The organism is Marinospirillum sp., from assembly GCF_044810985.1.
Classification (GTDB): Bacteria; Pseudomonadota; Gammaproteobacteria; order Pseudomonadales; family Halomonadaceae; genus Marinospirillum.
The window spans coordinates 37,284-55,145 of the sequence record NZ_CP085242.1; the positions used below are offsets into that span (position 1 = coordinate 37,284).

Sequence of the window (17,862 nt, forward strand, 5' to 3'; positions counted from 1 at the left end):
TGGATTCCGTTTCAAGTCGACAAGGAGGAAAGTATGGGTTGCGGAGACTGATGTGTGGAGGCTTTTTCACCCGGATCAGTTTGGTAAAGCTGCAAAAGCTGTTCTTGATGCAGATCGCTTACGGCTGCATCCAGAGCGACTTTTCCAGCTTTGAGACCCAGCACTCTGTCTCCGTACTCCCGAACCAGTTCCAATTGGTGCAGGGTGCACAAAAGGGTCAGGCCTTTTTCCTGAACGATATCCCAAAGCAAATCCATGACTTCCTTGCCAGCTCTGGGGTCGAGGCTGGCAACGGGTTCATCAGCAAGGATGATCGCAGGCTCTTGCATCAGCATTCTGGCGATGGCAACCCGCTGCTGCTGTCCTCCCGATAGATCCTGGCAGCGACTGCTGGCTTTTTCGGCGAGGCCTACCCGCTCCAGACACTCAAGAGCACGATCTCGATCTTCGCTGGAAGCCAGAGGCTCCCAGACTTTCAATAAACCCAAACGGTAGTGGCCCAGAGCACCAAACAGAACATTCTGAAAAACACTCAGGTTATTGACCAGGTTGAATTGCTGAAAAACAACGCCAATGTGTTTGCGTAAATGCCGTAATTGTTTGTTGCTCATTCCGTGCAGTGACTGTTCCTGCATACTGATTTTGCCCTGGCTCGGAGTTTCCAGCCCATTGAGACAGCGCATCAGGGTGGATTTGCCACAGCCATTGGCTCCCAGAAGTACAACACCTTCACCGGGCTGGATTGTGAAGTTGATGCCTTCAAGAACCTTGAGCTGAGCAAAATTCTTGTGAAGATTACTGACCTGTATCGCCGTCATGGAAGACCCCAGATTGAACACGAATGAGCAAAATATCGAATCAGCGCAAAGCAATACCGGCGGCCTGATAAGCCTGGCGTACGATCTCGTAGTCGGCAGGAGTAATATCAAAGGACATGAAGGAGTCACGGTTCAGGAACTTGTCTTGATTACGCTCTGTGGCAATGAGGGCTTCCCACAGGCGCTCAGAATGCTGGCTCAAGGTGGTCTTCAAGCCTTCCTTGCAGGCCGTAGGCAGAGTGCTGCGCATGACAATAGGATCTCCTGGCAGCTTGCCGCTTTTGGCAAGTACTCGATAATCGCCACGCGGATCAAGCTGTTTGATTTTTTCGATATCCCGATTACCACCGCCCAGTGCAACCACATCATCATTAACCAAAGCAGCGATTCGGGCATCACCCGCCATGACAACATCCAGGTCGCGGCTGATATCCAGTCCGGCATCGACCAACATCTGACTGGGGAAGATATGGCCACTGGTAGAGCCAACATCTTTCAAGGCAATTTTTTGTCCTTTCAAGTCAGCCAATGACTGATAGGGGCTGGCTGCTTTGACAAAAAATGAACTACCGTAGTGAGGACGCTCTATGCTGAAGAGAATATCCATATCCTGATGTTGACTGAAAAGAACGAACTCGGAGGGGCCTGCAAAAACCAGCTCGACATCATCAAATTGCAGTGCATTGCCTGCGGCGGTGCGATTGCTGAGCGAGTACATGGCCAGCTCAATGCCAGTAACGGCTTCAAACTCTTCGCTGAAAGGGCCAAATGCATCCCTTAATTGCCCCATTCCCTCAATACCGGTATCTGCCATACGAATTGGATTGGGGCATACTTCTGCTAAATTGCCTGCCTGGGCGGCGAAAGGCAGGACAAGCAGAGAAGTGCTTAGTAAGGCAGTGCGCATCATTTTGTTCATGTTGACTCCAGAGTTTAAAAGGTGGACTTTCAAGAGTTGCTCTACCCTATTTAGGAGCAATTACATTGAGATGACGGTTTGATTAAGGTTTTGCTGATTTGTGTGGCAAACGGGGTGGCTGGTGTTTACAACTGGAATATTTTTGATATTTAGAGCAATAAACCAGAAATTTTTAGCTAAACTGAACAATAAATTTGTTGACCGGAGGCAGCATGAAGAAAATTGCCGTTATCGGAGGGGGCATTACCGGGGTGACCACGGCCTATGCACTGCTCAAACGAGGGCATGAGGTTACCCTGTATGAAAGTCGGCGTTATGCGGGTATGGAAACCTCCTATGCCAATGGTGGGCAGTTATCGGCGAGTAACGCTGAAGTCTGGAATTCCTGGCCGACACTGCTCAAGGGGCTTAGATGGTTGTTCAGCCCGGATGCCCCTCTGTTGGTGAATCCCAAACCTTCCTGGCAGAAGCTTGCCTGGATGACAAAGTTTGTTGCAGCGATTCCTGACCATGACGAAAACACCTGTGAAACCGTGCGCATGGCTCTGGCGGCCCGTGAGCATCTTTTTGCCTGGGCGAAGGAAGAAAACATCAATTTTGATCTCAAGAAAAAAGGCATCCTCCACGTTTATCGCAGTGAAGAGGAGTTCCGGCAAACCGAAAAGGTGCAGAGGTTGCTGGTGGAAGCCGGTCTCGAACGTGTGCCGGTGACACCGGAGGAAATTCGAGAGCTGGAACCCAGCCTTCAGGCAAGCTTTTACGGTGGCTATTACACACCGGGTGATGCCAGCGGTGATATTCACAAGTTCACTCAGGGGTTGGCCGCTGCCTGTGAACGCCTGGGCGCCAGGATTGTTTATCGCCAACAGGTTTTTCAGTTACTGGCCGATCAGAACAAAGCCTGGGTTGTGGCGGGTGAAGATGACCAGCAAAGAGAACCCGCCAGCTATGACCGGGTTGTGGTCTGTGCTGGCACCGGCAGCAGGAAACTGGCGGCAGACGTGGGGGATCATCTGCCCATTTACCCGGTCAAGGGCTATTCCATTACCGTCAATTTGAAAGACAAGGGAAGCCGTGATGCCGCCCCCCAGATCAGCCTGCTGGATGAAGCTTCCAAGCTGGTTTGCAGCCGTTTGGGGGCTTACCGACTGAGAGTTGCAGGAACAGCAGAGCTGAATGGCTTCAACAGGGATATTCGAGCCGACCGGATACAACCCCTGATTCGCTGGGTCGAAGATTTCTTTCCTGAGGTATCGACTGAAGAAGTTGTGCCCTGGGCTGGCCTGAGACCCATGACGCCGAACATGATGCCGATCGTGGGACCCGGCAAGCACCCCAGCGTTTTTTACAATACCGGTCACGGTCATCTGGGCTGGACCCTGTCTGCAGGTACTGCAGAAAAAGTGGCTGATCTTTTGATGCAGGACAAATCATCTTGAAATGCTGCTAATGGCAGGCTCTAACTGGCTCTTATTTTGCAGAAAATAATTCTGATTTTTTCTGTTTAAATAGGAGTCAGTGATGGAAGATGGCAAAAATTCAGATGAAGTGCTTGATCGTTATGTGAGCTTCAAAGGAATAGACTGTGATGGCAAAGCCAGCCAGTTAATGACCCGAATTGAAAGCCTGGCTGGCCAGGAGGTACATGCTTCGCCCTTCTGGGATTATTTTCTGGCCAAGCGCCACCCGAAATCCGGCCCCAAACCGGATGATTTGTTTTTGATTCATACCAATATCAACCAACTGTATGAGCTTTTTGAAGAGGCCGGGGATCAGGACGCTCTAACCCTGCTGGGTTGGCTGGAAGAAAATTGTTGTTGATCAGCCTTTCTTCTTACGGTGAAGCAGGCGCTTTTGTTGCTTTTCTTCTTCAATTCTCAGTGAAGCCCGGTACTTGGCGCGCTGGTAGAGTTCGCTCAGTTCTTCGGTGGTGATATCGCGATAGGAATCCAGCTCGGCCAGGGCGGCATCAAAATCTTCCGGCTGCGGTTCGCCTGAGAAGTTTTTCGGCAACTGGGGCTCAGTGTAGGAAGCCAGGGCCAGGTGAACCGGGTAACGTCGCCAGGGGAAAAAGCTATTGAAGATGATGGCCACCAGCAGCAGGCTGACGACATTCATCAAAACCGGAGTCAGCAGGTACTGATAACCCAGCGCCTGAACCTGTTCACCACCGACAACGGCCACCATGGCTGTGGCACCCCCAGGCGGATGAATGCAGTGCAGGTAGTGCATGGTGCCCATGGCCAGGGCAACGGCCAGCGCAGGTGTCCACCAGGCGCTGGGGAAAAAGCGACTCAGGGTCACCCCGATAGCGGCAGAAACCAGGTGGCCACAAAGCACGGGCCAGGGTTGGGAGAGAGCACCATGTGGCATCCCGAAGATCAGAATGGCGCTGGCCCCCATGGAGGCGATCATCAACAGGGAGCTGCTGTCGGCCAGATACCAGCTGGAAATTTCCCGGATAGTGAGCAGGCCCAGCAGCACACCGGCCATGGAAATCAGTTTTTCGGTGTGAGAAGTCGAGTTCTTGTCGATGCCCAGCAAATTGCCCAGCTGGAGGAAAAATTGCTGCATGCCTGCCCCTGAAATCCGCTTGTTGGGTTTGAACAGCTGCAAGCATACAAAGCGGATTACATGGGGGCAAGCTAGGAAACCACTGATTACTACTGCGTTTGGTGATGCTGCGTTGAAATTGACCTCAAAATGCTCATTTACTAACTGTAAACTCCGCTCTTTCGCTCAATTTCGCCTTGCCTGACCTGCACTCGTGACGCTAATCAGAGGCTTCCTAGGTGAGCGGCTTAAGTTGATTTATTCATGGAGCTGGCTTTCAAGACTTCGGTGATGCCTGCAACCGCACCGCCGATATTGGATAGCTCTGCCGGAATAATCATGGTGTTGTTGGTTTTTGCCAGGTTGCCAAATTCTTTCACATACTGTTCAGCAACCCGCAGGCTGACGGCATCACGACCGCCGTCTTCCTTGATGGCCAGGGCAATCTTGCGCAGACCTTCTGCTGTGGCGGTGGCCACCAGTTCGATTTCCTGGGCACGGCCTTCGGCTTCATTGATCTGTTTGAGTTTTTCAGCTTCAGACAGGTTGATGACTTCCTGCTTCTGACCTTCAGAAACATTGATCATGGCCTGGCGTTCACCTTCAGACTTGGCAATGGCGGCCCGACGTTCGCGTTCGGCGCGCATCTGCTGTTCCAGGGCATCCTTGATACTGGCGGGCAGCTCGATATCGGAAATCTCGTAGCGCAGCACCTTGATCCCCCAGGGCTTGGCGGCATCATCCAGAGCCTTGACCACTTCTTCATTGATCTTGGCTCTTTCTTCAAAGGTTTTGTCCAGATCCGTCTGGCCAATCACGGAACGCATGGTGGTCTGGGCCAGTTGGGAAGCGGCATAACGGTAGTTGTTGATACCGTAACTGGCCTGATGGGCATCCACCACCTGGATGTACATGACGCCATTGATGCCGACCTGGATATTGTCCTTGGTAACACAGGCCTGGCGTTCAACATCAATCACTTCTTCCTTGAGGGTGTGGGCGTAGGCAACCTTGTCGATAAAAGGAATAAGAATATGAAAGCCGGAATCCAGTGTCCGGTTGTATTTGCCCAGACGCTCGATCACAAAATTGGATCGCTGGGGAACGATGCGTGCCGATTTGATAACGGCAATAATAACGAAAAGAGCAAGGCCAAGGGCCAGAATGCTGCCAAAATCCAGATTATCCATGTTGCTACTCCTGGGGTGCTGCTTGGTTGGGGGCTTGTTGGGTTACAAACAACTGAATGCCTCGGTTGGCTGTTACCCAGGCGATATCGCCTTTTTTGAGTTCGTCTTCACTGTAGGCATCCCAGTGAACGCCATTCAGGCTCACTCGGCCTGCGCCCTGGATGAAGTCTTCAGTGACTTCCACGCGTTGGCCAATTTCCTGCTGAAAATGCCGGTTGGAATTTTGCTTGTTGCGGGTCTCACCGACAAACCAGCGTTTCAGTTTGCGCCGGGCCAGAAGCAGAGTGATCAGGCTGACCAGACTGAAAATCACCAGTTGGGTTGTCAGGCCATCCGCCCAGCCCAGTTGCAACGCAATGCCTGCGGCCAGGGCACCCAGGCCAAGAAATACCGCAACAATACTGGTGGCCAGCAGCTCGGAAAGAATAAGCAGCAGGCCCAGAGAGATCCAGATGAGAGGTGTCATTCAGCCTCCTTGCAGGCTAATCATAGTCAGAAGCCTAGACTGACGGTGTTTCAGGAAAACTACAAGCCCGGTTTTGTTTGCAAGGCGGCGATAAAAGCCGGGTCAGCCAGTTGCTGGCTGAGTTTTTGAATATCCCCAGCTAAAGGGCGATCATCCGTCAGGCCATCCGCAATTTTGCGCACCGCTTGATGCAGTTGGCTGGCGGATCGGGAAAAGCCTGCCGACTGGCCGCCTCTCAGCTCATAACCCTGGCTGAGAATCAGGCTTTCAATGGCCAGGAGTTCGGTCAGACGTTCCAGTGTTGTGGCACAGCGCCGGGCTGCCAGAGTACCCATGGTCACCACATCCTGGTTGTTGGCATTGGTGGCAATGGATTGAATGCTGGCCGGGCTGGCTTGGGTGCGCATTTCTGCCACCAAAGCGGTGGCGGTGACCTGAGCACCCATAAAGCCACTGTGCAGGCCATTGTTGTTGCCGCGTAAAAAGGGTGGTAGCCCCTGATTCATGCTGGGGTCAGTGATGCGGGCAATGCGTCTTTCGCTGTGCACCGCCAGAGTGATCAGAGCATTGTTTAAGGCGTCGGCGGCCAGGGCGACATGTTGGCCAAAAAAGTTACCGCCATGCAGCACTTCCTGGGTGTCTGGCAGGAACAGGGGGTTGTCGGTGACTGACCAGACTTCTCTCTCAACCACCTGTTGATGAAAATCCAGGGTGTCCTTGACGGCCCCCAGGTGTTGGGGTGCACAGCGAAACGTATAGGCATCCTGGGGTAAAGGCTGATTGTGACGAGCTGTACCAGCAGCCAGATCTTCCGGTAAACGCGGCGGTGGCTGCTCAACACCCTGCAGACGCTGGCTGTCGACACAGGCTGCCAGCAAGGCTTCCTGCGCCCAGAGCTGACCTGGATGGGGACGCAATTGTGCCAGTCCAGGTTGCAGCGCTTCCAGGTGACCGTTCAGCAGCTCGCCATAAAGCCCCGTCAGAGAAACGGAAAGCTCCAGCAAACGCTTAGCCTGACAGGCATTCAGCGCAGCGATAGCCGTCATGGCCGAAGTGCCATTGACCAGAGCCAGCGCATCCTTGCCTTGCGGGTTCAAAGGCTGAAGTCCGGCTTGCTGTAAGGCTTGCTGTGCGGGGAGGTTGGCCTCTTTTAACCAGACATCCCCTTGACCCATCAAACCCAGAGTGATGTGCGCCAGAGGGGTCAGATCACCGCTGGCTCCCACGGTGCCTATGGCCGGAACCTGAGGGATCAGGTCTTTTTCCAGACAATCAAGCAGCAGTTGCAGGGCTTCAGGGCGAATCGCGGAATGGCCACGAGCCAGGGTCACGGCACGGGCGGCCATGATGGCTCGCACCTGCTCTTTCTTTAACAGAGGGCCGGTGCCACTGGTCAGGTGGTGCACCAAACCCTGTTGCAGTTGTGCGGAAGACTCAGTATCCACATAGGTATTGGCCAAAGGGCCATAGCCTGTGGTGACCCCGTAAATTCTTCTTTTGCCTGCAATCAATTGATCCAGAAACTCCCGGCAACGGGCCACGGCCTGCCAATGGGCTTCGCTTAACTCCAGCCTGGCGCCCAAGGCGATGGCTTCTAATTCCTGTAAGGTCAGGCTGGTTTCTGCCTGGAGTTGTATTCTTTGCATGGGTTACTCAGTCGGTGTCAGGTTGGAAGTTTGCAGAGACCAGTCACTGGCTTTACCCAGCGAGTTGCGAGGCAGTTGGTTTCCAAAAGTGAAAGCCTGGGGGCGCTCAGCGGTTTTGAGGTTTTGCTGGCACCAGGTTTGCAATTGCTGGCGCAGCTCTGATTCTGATTGCTGAGGATCAGCCAGGATCACAAAAGCCTTGAGGCGCTCGCCTTCTGCAGGAGACATCAGGCGTACAGCCACCTCCTGAACTTGAGGAAGCTGGCGCAATTGTTCGGCAATCCGGGCAGGGAAAACATTGATTCCGGCAACCTGTAGCGCCTGATCCAGACGACCGGCCGGGTAAAAGTGATGGTTATCCTGCCAGTGGAATTGATCGTTCAGCGGTTGTTGTTGGCGGGAAACAAGATCCAGCAAGACATCATCCCGGCCTTCGACCGCTTGCCAGCGCGGCAGCAACTCAAAGGGTTGGTCCGTTTGCTCGCGCCAGCCCAAGCCGCCGGTTTCACTGGAACCGTAAATCTCCAGCAGATGACTCAAACCCTGCTGCTGGAGCTGTTGAATGATTTGCGGATCACAAGGGCCAGTGGAGGTGATACCCACCACCCCGGCAGGAAAAGGCTGCTGGCTGCGGCTGATCTGCTTCCAGATAAAGGGAAAGCCAATCACCAGATCACCGGCTTGCAGATTCCGGCTTTGAACCCAAGAAAAAGCCCGAGTCCCCCGGATGACAGGAACATCCAGTAAGTCTGGCAACAAGGCGGAAAATAAAAAACCATAGATATGCTGGCAAGGGCTGAGGGCCAGAATGCGTTGGATGGGCTGTTGCAATTTTTGGGTAAACACCTGGCGAAAATATTCGGCTTCGGTTACCAGGCTTTGCCATTCCTGAGGGCAGGCTTTGGGTTGTCCGGTGCTGCCCGAGGTATAGAAAGTGATATTCCGTGTGCCTCGTTTTCGAGCTTCGGCCACCAGTTCGGCCCATTGGCCCAGGGTTTTGTGTCTCAGCAAATAATCTTCCAGACCGCTCTCACGAATCTGGAAAAAATCGGTCACACGGGTTGCCAATGCCAGCTTTTCCAGGGAGTCAGCCTGCAAAGAGGCTTGCTTGGAATCGGCGGGCAGGGGATGAATTGAGGTGTGCTTATCCCAGTCTTCAGGAAAAATATCCTGAGCTGTTTCAGGTCTTAAAGCCTTCAGTTCATCAGCGACCAAGGCCTTGATGACTTCCAGAAGAGTGGTTTCACTCAGCTCAAAACCCTGCATAAGCACACCTCTTGTTGTTACAAAATCAGTGGATTAAAGACGCTTAACAAAAACCCAGTAGCTGTCGCCAGTCAGGGCTTTTTTCATATGCACCTTCACCTTGGTGGGCTGCATTTCATAGTCAAAGGTGTACTCGAACATGACATTCAGGTTGCCTGCTTTAACACCTTCATCGAAACGGCCCTTGAACTCGGGACGGTTGGTGCAGGGGGCCACTTCCCGAAAGAAGTTCTTGCCAATCACCTGACCGGGGTCGCGCCCTGTGATATCGCCCTCGGCGGCGTTGTACTGCAAAATCTTGCCCTGACCGTCCAACTGGATGGCGCCAAAAGCAACGTCATTCAGTTGCTCCTTGGACATCTTGGCTAGGCTGTTTTCAATGTTGTCGGAACCGAAAGATAAAATTTCCATGGTCTTCTCCGCTATTGCTCGGTGGATGTTGTGTTGCTTCCATGTCAAGATGGGCTATGTATAAGTTTATGTCAAGTTTTTGTACAAGAATATTTTGGAGGCATTTGACTCTTCAGCTAAACTGAACACCAATTCAAAGGTCTCTGTAAGAAGCAGGCGGGTCAAACGACCAACCACCAAAGCCTTAACCTCAGGAGTTTAAAGATGCACGCTACCTTGCCCCGCTTGATTGCCACGGATTTTCCGGCTCTGGCCCGAGGACAGCTGGAAGTCTTGCAGGCCAATATCACTCTCACCTGCAACCAGTCCTGCTTGCATTGCCACGTGGCTTCCAGCCCCAAACGCAAGGAAGCCATGAGTCAGGAAACCCTGGAGCAACTCCTGGCTTTACTGGATCACAATCCCAGTATCCATACTCTGGATGTCACCGGGGGGGCACCTGAGTTGCATCCGCAGTTTCGCTGGCTGGTGACACAAGCTCGCAAAAGAGGCGTGAAGGTCATTGACCGCTGTAATCTGACCATTCTTTGTGAACCCGGCCAGGAAACCACAGCAGAGTTTTTAGCTGAAAACCAGGTGGAAGTGGTGGCTTCCTTACCCTGTTATTCGGCCAAAAATGTCGATGCCCAGCGCGGTGATGGTGTTTTTGAGGCCAGTTTGAAGGGGCTGCAACAGCTTAATGATCTGGGGTATGGCCAGGAAGGCAGCGGGCTGCAACTCAGCCTGGTGTACAACCCCCTCGGCCCCAGCCTGCCGCCTTCCCAGCTGGAACTGGAGCAGGCTTACAAGAAGGAGCTGTATGAACATTTCGGTATTCGCTTCAATAACCTTCTGACCCTGGCCAATATGCCCATTCAGCGTTTTGGCAGTACCCTGATCAGCCGTGGCGAATTTGACACCTATATGGATTTGCTCAAGGCCAGTTTCAATCAGGCAACTCTGCCCGGCCTGATGTGTCTGAATACCCTGTCGGTGGATTATCAGGGCCGGGTGTATGATTGCGATTTCAACCAGCAGTTGCAGTTGCCACTGGGGGAGGCTCGTACGCCCCTTTACCTGAAAGAGATACTGGATGCGGATTTACAGGGTCAACCAATTCGTGTGGCTGATCATTGTTATGGCTGTACCGCAGGGCAGGGAAGCAGCTGTGGTGGTGCCCTGTCCCAATAAGGAGTCCAGCGTATGAGCAGTGAAGCAGGCATCAGACTGGGTGTTTTTTTATTGGTACTCCTGGTGGTGGCTAGCCTGGAGTTTCTGCGCCCTATGCGTACCTGGCGGGAATCCCGTAAACAGCGCTGGGGAATCAATCTGGGCATGATTGCCTTGAATGTTGTGATCCAGCGTCTGACTTTGGGTGCGGCAGCCGTGGCCATGGCTTTTCATGTGCAGGCCGAAGGCTGGGGCCTTCTAAATCTGGTGGGTTGGCCGCCCTGGCTGGTTTTTGTGGTGGGTCTGTTGCTGCTGGATCTGTCCATCTATCTACAGCATGTGCTGGCGCATGCCCTGCCCTTTTTCTGGCGACTGCATCAGGTGCACCATGCCGACCTGGATCTGGATGTCACCAGTGGACTGCGTTTTCATCCTGTGGAAATCCTTTTGTCACTGATTTACAAGGTGGCTGTCGTGGCTGCTCTGGGTCTGAATCCGCTGGTTGTGCTGGTGTTTGAGGTTCTGCTCAATGCGGCTTCCATGTTCAGCCATGCCAATATTCGTCTGCAACCCCGACTGGAAAGGGTCATGCGCTGGTTTATTATTACCCCTGACATGCACCGGATTCATCATTCCATTTACCCTCAGGAAACCAACAGCAACTATGGTTTTTTTCTTTCCATCTGGGATCGCCTGCTGGGCACCTATACCCAGAACCCCAGGGATGGCCACGAATCCATGGTTCTGGGATTGAGCTATCAGCAAAAACAGGAAAAGCTGGGCTTGAAAAACCTCTTGCTGATGCCTTTCAAACCCCTGCCCAGAACATCCTTAGAACCCGAAAAGCCGCTGCCGCAGGGGGCGGAGGGCAAAAACGAGCAATAGCCCCAGAGCCAGCCATTCCAGAGAGGCAGGCAGTAGCTCCTGGACTTCAGTGGCCTGAGCCACGGGGTCCAGAGAAATATGGCGCAGCAATTCATCCAGCAGCCAGCCTAAAGCCACGGTCACCACCAGGATGCTGCCCAGATAAATCATCAGGGCCTGGGTGCCGAATTCACGCCGCAACAGGCCCAAAGTCGCCAGGCTGGTGATGGGCCCGGCCAGCAGAAAAACCAAAGCCATGCCCGGAGAAATACCGGTCAGTAAAAGACCTGCTGCTATGGGCGTGGCGGCTGTGGCGCAGACATACAGGGGAATACCGATTACCGCCATCAGCAACAAGGATAAAAAACCACCGGACAAGCCAGCCAGGGTTTCGGGTGGCATCAGAGTGACCAGCACACCGGCCAGCAACAGACCGGCAAAAACCCAGACACTGATATCATCCAGCAGGTCACTGAAGGCATAGCGCAGCCCCTGGCGGAGTGAACTTTGATTGCTGGTTGTACTGCAGCTGTCCTCGGTTGAAGCATCGCTGTCGCAACAGCTGCTCTTGGAGCAGCACGAAGAAGCTTTTTCCGCTGCAGGAGCGGGTGTTTTCTGCTCGGAAGTGAGCCCCACCAGCAAACCAGTGCTGATTGCTGTCACCAAAGCACCCAGAACACGAGCCACAGCCATAAAAGGCCCGAGCAGAACGCTGGTCAGCAGAATGGAATCCACCCCGACCCCTGGCGTGCCGATCAGAAAAGCCGTGGTGGGGCCACGACCGGCTCCACCGCGATGCAAAGTCAGAGCCGTGGGGATTGCCCCGCAGGAACACAAGGGCAGGGGCATGCCGATAATTGCCGCACGGGAAATACTGCCCAGACCGTGGCCCCCCATCCAACGTTGCAAAAGGCTTTCCGGCAGCCAGGCCTTGATCAGACCGGCAATCAGCAAGCCCAACAACAACCAGGGGGCTGCACTTAAAGCAACACTCAGAATTTCCAGAAGCATTTGCATGGTTTTCTCCGAAAAGGCTTGTCGTGCAAGTCACTAATGACTAGGCTAAACCCTGTAATCGTTACAGGGTCAAGCCATGACTAAACAAATTCGTATCGGGGAAGTCGCCCAGCAAACCGGCTGCTCACCGGAAAGCATCCGCCACTATGAAAAATTGGGCCTACTGGCGCAGCCACAAAGAAGTGAACAGGGTTATCGCTATTATGACCGGGCGGCCGTTGAGCGGATTGGTTTTATCCGACATGGCCGCCATTTGGGGCTGCACCTGGATGCCATACGTGAGCTGCTGGAACTCTCTGATAACCCGGATGCCGACTGCACTGCCGCCGATGATCTGGCCAGCCGACACCTACAACAACTGGAAGAACGCATTGCCTCCCTGCAGGCTCTGGCTGATGAACTCAGAGAAGTCGCTCACCAGTGCAGAGGTGGGAAGGTTGCCCAGTGCCGAATCATTCAGACCCTGTATGAATAGTGCTGGTTAAGTCAGGGCAGGTCAGTCACTGCGCCTTTTGAGGCTGAGCCTACCGTACGGGCATATTTTGCCAGCACACCTCGGGTGTATTTGGGTTGGGGTGGCTGCCAGGCTTGTTGACGGCGTTCCAGTTCCTGGCTGGAAACCTCCAGCTCAATCCGGTTGTTGATGGCATCCAGGGTGATGGTATCGCCTTCTTCAACCAAAGCAATGGGGCCGCCTTCGGCTGCTTCGGGGGTGATATGACCGACCACGAAGCCATGGCTGCCTCCAGAAAAACGACCATCGGTAATCAGCGCAACCTCGCTGCCCAGACCTCTGCCCATAATGGCCGAGGTAGGGCTGAGCATTTCTCGCATACCCGGCCCACCTTTGGGACCCTCGTAACGAATGACCAGCACATCACCGGTAACGACCTGGCCATCAAGAATTTTTGCCTGAGCTTCCTCTTCGGAGTGAAAGACCCGGGCCCGGCCGGTAAAGTGGGTGCCTTCCTTACCTGTGATTTTGGCAACCGCACCCGTGGGTGCCAGGTTGCCGTATAAAATTCGCAGGTGGCTGTCTGCCTTGATGGGATTGTTGAAGGCATGAATGATGCTTTGATCTTCGGGGTAGGGCGCGACTTCAGCCAGGTTTTCAGCCAGTGTCTTGCCAGTGACGGTCAGGCAGTTACCATGCAGCATTCCGCGCTCTAACAGCATTTTCATCAGGGGCTGAATGCCGCCAATGGCAACCAATTCCGACATCATATAATGGCCACTGGGCCGCAAGTCGGCCAGTACCGGCACGCGTTTGCCAATTTCGGTAAAGTCTTCCAACGATAAGTCCACACCTACCGTGCTGGCCATGGCCAGTAAATGCAGTACCGCATTGGTGGAGCCGCCCAGGGCAATGACGACCGTAATGGCATTTTCAAAGGCTTCCCGGGTCATGATGTCAGATGGCTTGATATCCTCTTCCAGCAGCTTGAGCACGGCAGAGCCCGCAGCGCGGCAATCTGCAATCTTGCTGTCGGATACTGCATTCTGAGCTGAGCTGCCCGGCAGACTCATGCCCATGGCTTCAATCGCCGAGGCCATGGTGTTGGCCGTATACATGCCCCCACAGGAACCCGGTCCGGGAATGGCGGTCTCTTCGATTTGCTTGACGTCAATCAGATCGAGCTTCCCCTGGGCATGGGCACCGACTGCCTCAAAGACGGAAATAATGTCAGTATGGTTTTCACCGGGCATGATGGTACCACCGTAAACAAACACCGAGGGTCGATTCAGGCGTGCCAGACCCATTAGGCACCCCGGCATATTCTTGTCGCAGCCACCAATGGCTACCAAACCATCAAAACCCTCGCAACCCGCTACGGTTTCAATCGAGTCAGCAATCACTTCGCGGGAAACCAGCGAATACTTCATGCCTTCAGTGCCATTGGCAATACCATCCGACACGGTAATGGTATTGAATATCAGGGATTTACCACCTGCTTCATCGGCACCGGCGGCTGATTCTTCGGCCAGACGATTGATGTGCATATTGCAAGGGGTCAGATTACTCCAGGTGGAAGCGATGCCTACCTGGGGTTTTTGAAAATCTTCATCCTTGAAACCCACGGCTCTTAACATGGCACGACTGGCTGATTTACCAATACCATCGACCACGGGGGATGAATAACGGCGATTCTTTTCTTGTGGCATGCTGAACTCCTGACAGGCTAGGTTATTGGAATTATCCTGACAGAAGCTTGTGGGTACGGCAATCAAGACCTCTTTGCTATTTAAAAGCAGTTGGCAAAAACCTCAGGTTTTCCAGCATTTGGTAAAACAACGGCAGCTGCTCATCAGCCAGAGGCTCCAGGGTGGCAGCATTGATCATGTAGAAATCCCGGTAGCCACACTTGATGAATACCTGCAGCAGGTGGAAATAGTGGTCATCATCCGGTTGCCAGCGGTAGCTGATCAGCTGGGCAGGCATCAGGTCAGGGAGTTGCAGGTTTTGGTGTTCCAGCAGGCGATAATCGGCTGAATCCTGGAGTTGTTCCAGACGTTCATCCACCAGCTCTTGCATCCAGTCATTGCTGGAATAATCGTCCGGCTCAGCAAGAGTGATGCTGAAGGTGGGCTGGTAACCGGACATGCCGGGTGTCGCTGGGCCATAAAAGCGCAGTACTTCAGGTTTTTCTTCGATCGGCATCCAGCCATCCGGCAGCCAGGCGGAAAGCCGCAGGTGATGATGTGCCAGAAGACCACTGTCCGGGTCCAGGCTGGCTGGCCGATCTTCCGACAAGAGAATCAGTCTTGCCGACTTCAGCAACTGTTGAAATTGTGGCAGGTAGGTTTCAGCCCGATGGGCCGGGGCTCGACAGTTGATTGAGAACAGCAGATCATCCACCTGAACGCAGGCATCCAGAGCAATTTGCTCCCCCTGTTCATCCTTGATGGTCAGTTGCTGATAAATGGCCGGAATGCCCGCCAGCGGCTGGACTTCACGCTGAACCAGCCGATGCCCCGGCAAGGCTGCGGTTTGTTCAGCCAACTGCAGATCCGCCTCCTGCTGACCGGGAAACAAACGTGTGCACCTGGTCAGAATACGCGCGCCGGGTTCATCCTCTGCATCCAGGTCATCGGCATAAATGACACTGTGGGTGGATTCATCCTCCTGAAACTCCTCAAAACCCACCGGCAACAGCAGGGAAATTCGGCTTTGCCAACTGAAGAAGTGAATGCCGTCCGGTTGCTTGTTCATGGGTTGATCTCTGGGTCAGTAGTGTCGATAGGCTGGATAAAATCCAGTATAACATTGGCTTCCAGTCAATTTTTCTGGAGTTTTGACGCTGTTATTTTTCCGTTCTAGTCTAAGCGTGCTTGCCGAGAGGTCTGTTGGCTTTTGCTTCCCCTTTTGGACATTCAAAAAAACCAGTATTCTGATTGAGGTGCTGGTCACCCGGCAGATGTCATCTCTCTTATATCCGAGCCTATGAAAATCGTAACCTGGAACTGTAATGGTGCCTTGAGGCGCAAACTGGTTGAAGCTGGCAACCTGGAAGCAGATATCCTTGTTGTTCAGGAATGTGAAAATCCTGAGCTGTCAACTCCGGCTTATCGGGAATGGGCTGGTGATTACCTGTGGGTGGGGGAATCAAAAAATCGCGGTATAGGTGTATTTCCTCGTAAAGAGCACCGGGTTCAGCAGTTGAATTGGAGTGGTGAGTTTTGTTTGTCAGGGCTGGAAGCTAAAAGCAGCTCGCTGCGCTGGCATTCAAAAGACTTAAGGCTGTTTTTGCCGTTTACGATCAATGAACAAATGACAGCGCTTGCTGTATGGACGAAAGGAAGTGGCAACCAGGCTTTTGGTTATATCGGTCAGCTCTGGAAGTATCTTCAGATACACAGAGCTGACCTTAGTGGCTCTAACACAATTCTTCTTGGTGATTTCAATAGCAATGCAATCTGGGATCAAGCTGATCGCTGGTGGAGTCACACAGGAGTTGTTGAAGAATTGGAGGCAATCGGTTTGCAAAGTCAGTATCACCACGACTTTCAGGAACTACAAGGTCAGGAATCAAAGCCGACATTTTTCCTGCAGAAGAATCGACAGAAGCCTTACCATATCGATTATGTGTTCACTTCCGCTGATTTGACTGAGAAGAGTTCACTTCATGTTGGTGAGCATGATGACTGGATCTCAGTTAGTGACCATGTTCCCCTGACCTTGAGCATTAACTAATAATAAATTTCTGTCTGATTTTGTCAGCCAGCCCGTCGGCTTTCGTTTACATCATCTGCAAGCCAGGCCTTGATTAGTGACTGGTAAGGCATATCCCGCTTATCGGCCTCAACTTTAATCCGGTCAAGCAAGGCTTCAGGCAAGCGCAGTGAAATGGTTTTGGTGGAGGGTTTTAATTTCGGAAGAGAAACTGTTTCTGCCTGTTTCCAATCAACGTAGTCAGATGAGTCATGGTTTTCCCAGAAAGCTCTTTCTTCAGCTTCAGTTTTGAATTCAGGTGTTTTTTTTGGCTTGCTCATAAACAGCCCTCTCTTTACGGTGCATATCGCGAGCAGAAATCACTCTGATTCAGTGTCTCTTGATTCCTTGAATAACAGCGGGGATGATTCCACGGTAATGAGTGCTTGTAAAGGAGATCGTATTGAGCATCCAGCAAGAAGACTGGCTGACCCGTTTGGTTCAGCCTCTGGGTATCCACGGGCAGTTATTCCATGTCGGCAAGCATTGTGGCAATTGGTTGCTGGAGCATGATGTGCCGCAGGACCCCAGTTTTCATCTGGTGACTGAAGGGGAGTGCTGGCTGGTCTGGCCGGATGGAGAAAAAATTCTTTTGCAGAAAGGGGATCTGCTGTTTTTTTCGCAGGATCGTCGCCATCAGCTTTTGCCGGTTGATCCCGGGCAGCAGGCCAGCAGAGAAGTTGACCTTCAGGAACCGGTTGAAGGTGTAGGGCTGGTGTGTGGTTACTTTCGGTTTCGGCAGGGGTATTTGCCGGGTTGGTTTCGTCAATTGCCACCCTTGCTGCATCTTAAAAGGCAGCAGGGTTCGACAACCGCCTTGGGATATCTTTTGCAATTGTTGGTTACTGAAGCAGGGCAGCAGGATCTGGGTTCTGTGCATATTCTGGAGCTGCTTGCTGAACCCCTGTTGATTTACCTGTTGCGGGCTGCTCTGGAACAAAATGCGGTCACCCGGTCTGAGCTGGAAAACTGCGTTCCTGCCTATATTGATCAGGCTCTGGCCTTGATGCATGCCAGCCCGGAAAATGCTTGGGGAGTCACCGCACTGGCCAAGGAGGTGGGCGTAGCCCGTTCCCTTCTGGCGAAAAACTTTCAGGAAACCCAGGGCATGCCACCGGGCGAATACCTGCGCCACCTGCGTATGCACAGGGCAAGGCAGCAACTGGCACAGGGGAAGTCTGTGCTGGAAGTCACCATGAATGTCGGTTATCGCTCAGAAAGTGCCTTTCGTAAAGCCTTCAAGGATTTTTGGCAGGATGCGCCAGGGCAGGTGAGGCGGACGCAGGCAGTCAAATAAAAGACGCTGTGACCGTTTTCATAGAGCTGGCTTGGTTATGCTGAAAGTGAATTCTC

19 protein-coding genes are annotated in these 17,862 nt (G+C 53.0%); 7 read left to right on the top strand and 12 right to left on the bottom strand.

Features of this window, described 5'->3' with window-relative positions:
• Positions 1–11: 11 nt before the first annotated feature.
• Together phnC and phnD are read right to left on the bottom strand one after the other, a co-directional pair.
• Positions 12–818: a phosphonate ABC transporter ATP-binding protein gene (phnC, locus tag LG323_RS00200; protein ID WP_404417968.1), complete on the bottom strand. Its 807-nt coding sequence runs from the start codon at positions 816–818 to the stop codon at positions 12–14.
• 40 nt (positions 819–858) lie between these two features.
• Entirely contained in the window at positions 859–1,737 is an 879-nt protein-coding gene (gene phnD / locus LG323_RS00205) for a phosphate/phosphite/phosphonate ABC transporter substrate-binding protein (protein ID WP_404417971.1), read from the bottom strand.
• Between the two features lie 212 nt (positions 1,738–1,949).
• Between phnD and LG323_RS00210 the strand changes: the two genes are divergently transcribed.
• Positions 1,950–3,176: a D-amino acid dehydrogenase gene (locus LG323_RS00210; RefSeq protein ID WP_404417974.1), complete on the top strand. Its 1,227-nt coding sequence runs from the start codon at positions 1,950–1,952 to the stop codon at positions 3,174–3,176.
• Between the two features lie 82 nt (positions 3,177–3,258).
• Positions 3,259–3,558, top strand: a complete 300-nt coding sequence (gene cowN, locus LG323_RS00215) for a N(2)-fixation sustaining protein CowN (protein ID WP_404417977.1) — start codon at positions 3,259–3,261, stop codon at positions 3,556–3,558.
• On the opposite strand, the gene LG323_RS00220 is transcribed toward cowN, so the two are convergent.
• The 6 genes from LG323_RS00220 to pyp form a co-directional block, all read right to left on the bottom strand.
• Complete coding sequence (locus LG323_RS00220) at positions 3,559–4,311, bottom strand: HPP family protein (protein ID WP_404417980.1); 753 nt, start codon at positions 4,309–4,311, stop codon at positions 3,559–3,561.
• Between the two features lie 227 nt (positions 4,312–4,538).
• The gene (locus tag LG323_RS00225) at positions 4,539–5,480 is read right to left on the bottom strand and encodes an SPFH domain-containing protein (protein WP_404417983.1); all 942 of its coding nucleotides are present in this window, start codon (positions 5,478–5,480) and stop codon (positions 4,539–4,541) included.
• A gap of 4 nt (positions 5,481–5,484) precedes the next feature.
• Positions 5,485–5,946, bottom strand: a complete 462-nt coding sequence (locus LG323_RS00230; RefSeq protein WP_310697461.1) for an NfeD family protein — start codon at positions 5,944–5,946, stop codon at positions 5,485–5,487.
• Between the two features lie 59 nt (positions 5,947–6,005).
• Positions 6,006–7,592: a histidine ammonia-lyase gene (hutH, locus tag LG323_RS00235; RefSeq protein ID WP_404417987.1), complete on the bottom strand. Its 1,587-nt coding sequence runs from the start codon at positions 7,590–7,592 to the stop codon at positions 6,006–6,008.
• Positions 7,593–7,595: 3 nt separating this feature from the next.
• The gene (locus LG323_RS00240; RefSeq protein ID WP_404417990.1) at positions 7,596–8,858 is read right to left on the bottom strand and encodes an AMP-binding protein; all 1,263 of its coding nucleotides are present in this window, start codon (positions 8,856–8,858) and stop codon (positions 7,596–7,598) included.
• 33 nt (positions 8,859–8,891) lie between these two features.
• Positions 8,892–9,269: a photoactive yellow protein gene (pyp, locus tag LG323_RS00245; protein ID WP_310697465.1), complete on the bottom strand. Its 378-nt coding sequence runs from the start codon at positions 9,267–9,269 to the stop codon at positions 8,892–8,894.
• A gap of 204 nt (positions 9,270–9,473) precedes the next feature.
• On the opposite strand from pyp, the gene arsS reads away from it, so the two are divergent.
• Together arsS and LG323_RS00255 are read left to right on the top strand one after the other, a co-directional pair.
• The gene (arsS, locus tag LG323_RS00250) at positions 9,474–10,439 is read left to right on the top strand and encodes an arsenosugar biosynthesis radical SAM (seleno)protein ArsS (protein ID WP_404417994.1); all 966 of its coding nucleotides are present in this window, start codon (positions 9,474–9,476) and stop codon (positions 10,437–10,439) included.
• Between the two features lie 12 nt (positions 10,440–10,451).
• The gene (locus LG323_RS00255) at positions 10,452–11,303 is read left to right on the top strand and encodes a sterol desaturase family protein (protein ID WP_404417997.1); all 852 of its coding nucleotides are present in this window, start codon (positions 10,452–10,454) and stop codon (positions 11,301–11,303) included.
• On the opposite strand, the gene LG323_RS00260 is transcribed toward LG323_RS00255, so the two are convergent.
• Positions 11,250–12,299, bottom strand: a complete 1,050-nt coding sequence (locus LG323_RS00260; RefSeq protein ID WP_404418000.1) for an SO_0444 family Cu/Zn efflux transporter — start codon at positions 12,297–12,299, stop codon at positions 11,250–11,252. The two genes, LG323_RS00255 and LG323_RS00260, sit on opposite strands and share 54 nt — an antisense overlap.
• A gap of 76 nt (positions 12,300–12,375) precedes the next feature.
• Here LG323_RS00260 and LG323_RS00265 point away from each other — a divergent pair, with 76 nt between their 5' ends.
• A complete protein-coding gene (locus LG323_RS00265) occupies positions 12,376–12,774 on the top strand; it encodes a helix-turn-helix domain-containing protein (protein WP_310697470.1) in 399 nt (132 codons plus the stop codon).
• An 11-nt stretch (positions 12,775–12,785) separates the two neighbouring features.
• Here LG323_RS00265 and ilvD read toward each other — a convergent pair whose 3' ends face one another.
• A complete protein-coding gene (gene ilvD / locus LG323_RS00270) occupies positions 12,786–14,462 on the bottom strand; it encodes a dihydroxy-acid dehydratase (protein ID WP_404418003.1) in 1,677 nt (558 codons plus the stop codon).
• A 76-nt stretch (positions 14,463–14,538) separates the two neighbouring features.
• Positions 14,539–15,510 carry a hypothetical protein gene (locus tag LG323_RS00275; RefSeq protein ID WP_404418005.1) on the bottom strand — a complete coding sequence of 324 codons (972 nt, stop codon included), beginning with the start codon at positions 15,508–15,510 and terminating at the stop codon, positions 14,539–14,541.
• 231 nt (positions 15,511–15,741) lie between these two features.
• On the opposite strand from LG323_RS00275, the gene LG323_RS00280 reads away from it, so the two are divergent.
• Complete coding sequence (locus LG323_RS00280) at positions 15,742–16,491, top strand: endonuclease/exonuclease/phosphatase family protein (protein WP_404418008.1); 750 nt, start codon at positions 15,742–15,744, stop codon at positions 16,489–16,491.
• A 23-nt stretch (positions 16,492–16,514) separates the two neighbouring features.
• On the opposite strand, the gene LG323_RS00285 is transcribed toward LG323_RS00280, so the two are convergent.
• On the bottom strand, positions 16,515–16,790 hold the full coding sequence (locus LG323_RS00285; protein ID WP_404418011.1) for a BrnA antitoxin family protein: 276 nt from the start codon (positions 16,788–16,790) through the stop codon (positions 16,515–16,517).
• A gap of 122 nt (positions 16,791–16,912) precedes the next feature.
• On the opposite strand from LG323_RS00285, the gene LG323_RS00290 reads away from it, so the two are divergent.
• Positions 16,913–17,806: an AraC family transcriptional regulator gene (locus LG323_RS00290; RefSeq protein ID WP_404418014.1), complete on the top strand. Its 894-nt coding sequence runs from the start codon at positions 16,913–16,915 to the stop codon at positions 17,804–17,806.
• The last annotated feature ends 56 nt before the right edge of the window (positions 17,807–17,862 follow it).

Bases quoted from the DNA above. Each gene is read 5' to 3' on its own strand.
- phnC (WP_404417968.1), bottom strand. From the start codon at position 818: ATGACGGCGATACAGGTCAGTAATCTTCACAAGAATTTTGCTCAGCTC.
- phnD (WP_404417971.1), bottom strand. From the start codon at position 1,737: ATGAACAAAATGATGCGCACTGCCTTACTAAGCACTTCTCTGCTTGTC.
- LG323_RS00210 (WP_404417974.1), top strand. From the start codon at position 1,950: ATGAAGAAAATTGCCGTTATCGGAGGGGGCATTACCGGGGTGACCACG.
- cowN (WP_404417977.1), top strand. From the start codon at position 3,259: ATGGAAGATGGCAAAAATTCAGATGAAGTGCTTGATCGTTATGTGAGC.
- LG323_RS00220 (WP_404417980.1), bottom strand. From the start codon at position 4,311: ATGCAGCAATTTTTCCTCCAGCTGGGCAATTTGCTGGGCATCGACAAG.
- LG323_RS00225 (WP_404417983.1), bottom strand. From the start codon at position 5,480: ATGGATAATCTGGATTTTGGCAGCATTCTGGCCCTTGGCCTTGCTCTT.
- LG323_RS00230 (WP_310697461.1), bottom strand. From the start codon at position 5,946: ATGACACCTCTCATCTGGATCTCTCTGGGCCTGCTGCTTATTCTTTCC.
- hutH (WP_404417987.1), bottom strand. From the start codon at position 7,592: ATGCAAAGAATACAACTCCAGGCAGAAACCAGCCTGACCTTACAGGAA.
- LG323_RS00240 (WP_404417990.1), bottom strand. From the start codon at position 8,858: ATGCAGGGTTTTGAGCTGAGTGAAACCACTCTTCTGGAAGTCATCAAG.
- pyp (WP_310697465.1), bottom strand. From the start codon at position 9,269: ATGGAAATTTTATCTTTCGGTTCCGACAACATTGAAAACAGCCTAGCC.
- arsS (WP_404417994.1), top strand. From the start codon at position 9,474: ATGCACGCTACCTTGCCCCGCTTGATTGCCACGGATTTTCCGGCTCTG.
- LG323_RS00255 (WP_404417997.1), top strand. From the start codon at position 10,452: ATGAGCAGTGAAGCAGGCATCAGACTGGGTGTTTTTTTATTGGTACTC.
- LG323_RS00260 (WP_404418000.1), bottom strand. From the start codon at position 12,299: ATGCAAATGCTTCTGGAAATTCTGAGTGTTGCTTTAAGTGCAGCCCCC.
- LG323_RS00265 (WP_310697470.1), top strand. From the start codon at position 12,376: ATGACTAAACAAATTCGTATCGGGGAAGTCGCCCAGCAAACCGGCTGC.
- ilvD (WP_404418003.1), bottom strand. From the start codon at position 14,462: ATGCCACAAGAAAAGAATCGCCGTTATTCATCCCCCGTGGTCGATGGT.
- LG323_RS00275 (WP_404418005.1), bottom strand. From the start codon at position 15,510: ATGAACAAGCAACCGGACGGCATTCACTTCTTCAGTTGGCAAAGCCGA.
- LG323_RS00280 (WP_404418008.1), top strand. From the start codon at position 15,742: ATGAAAATCGTAACCTGGAACTGTAATGGTGCCTTGAGGCGCAAACTG.
- LG323_RS00285 (WP_404418011.1), bottom strand. From the start codon at position 16,790: ATGAGCAAGCCAAAAAAAACACCTGAATTCAAAACTGAAGCTGAAGAA.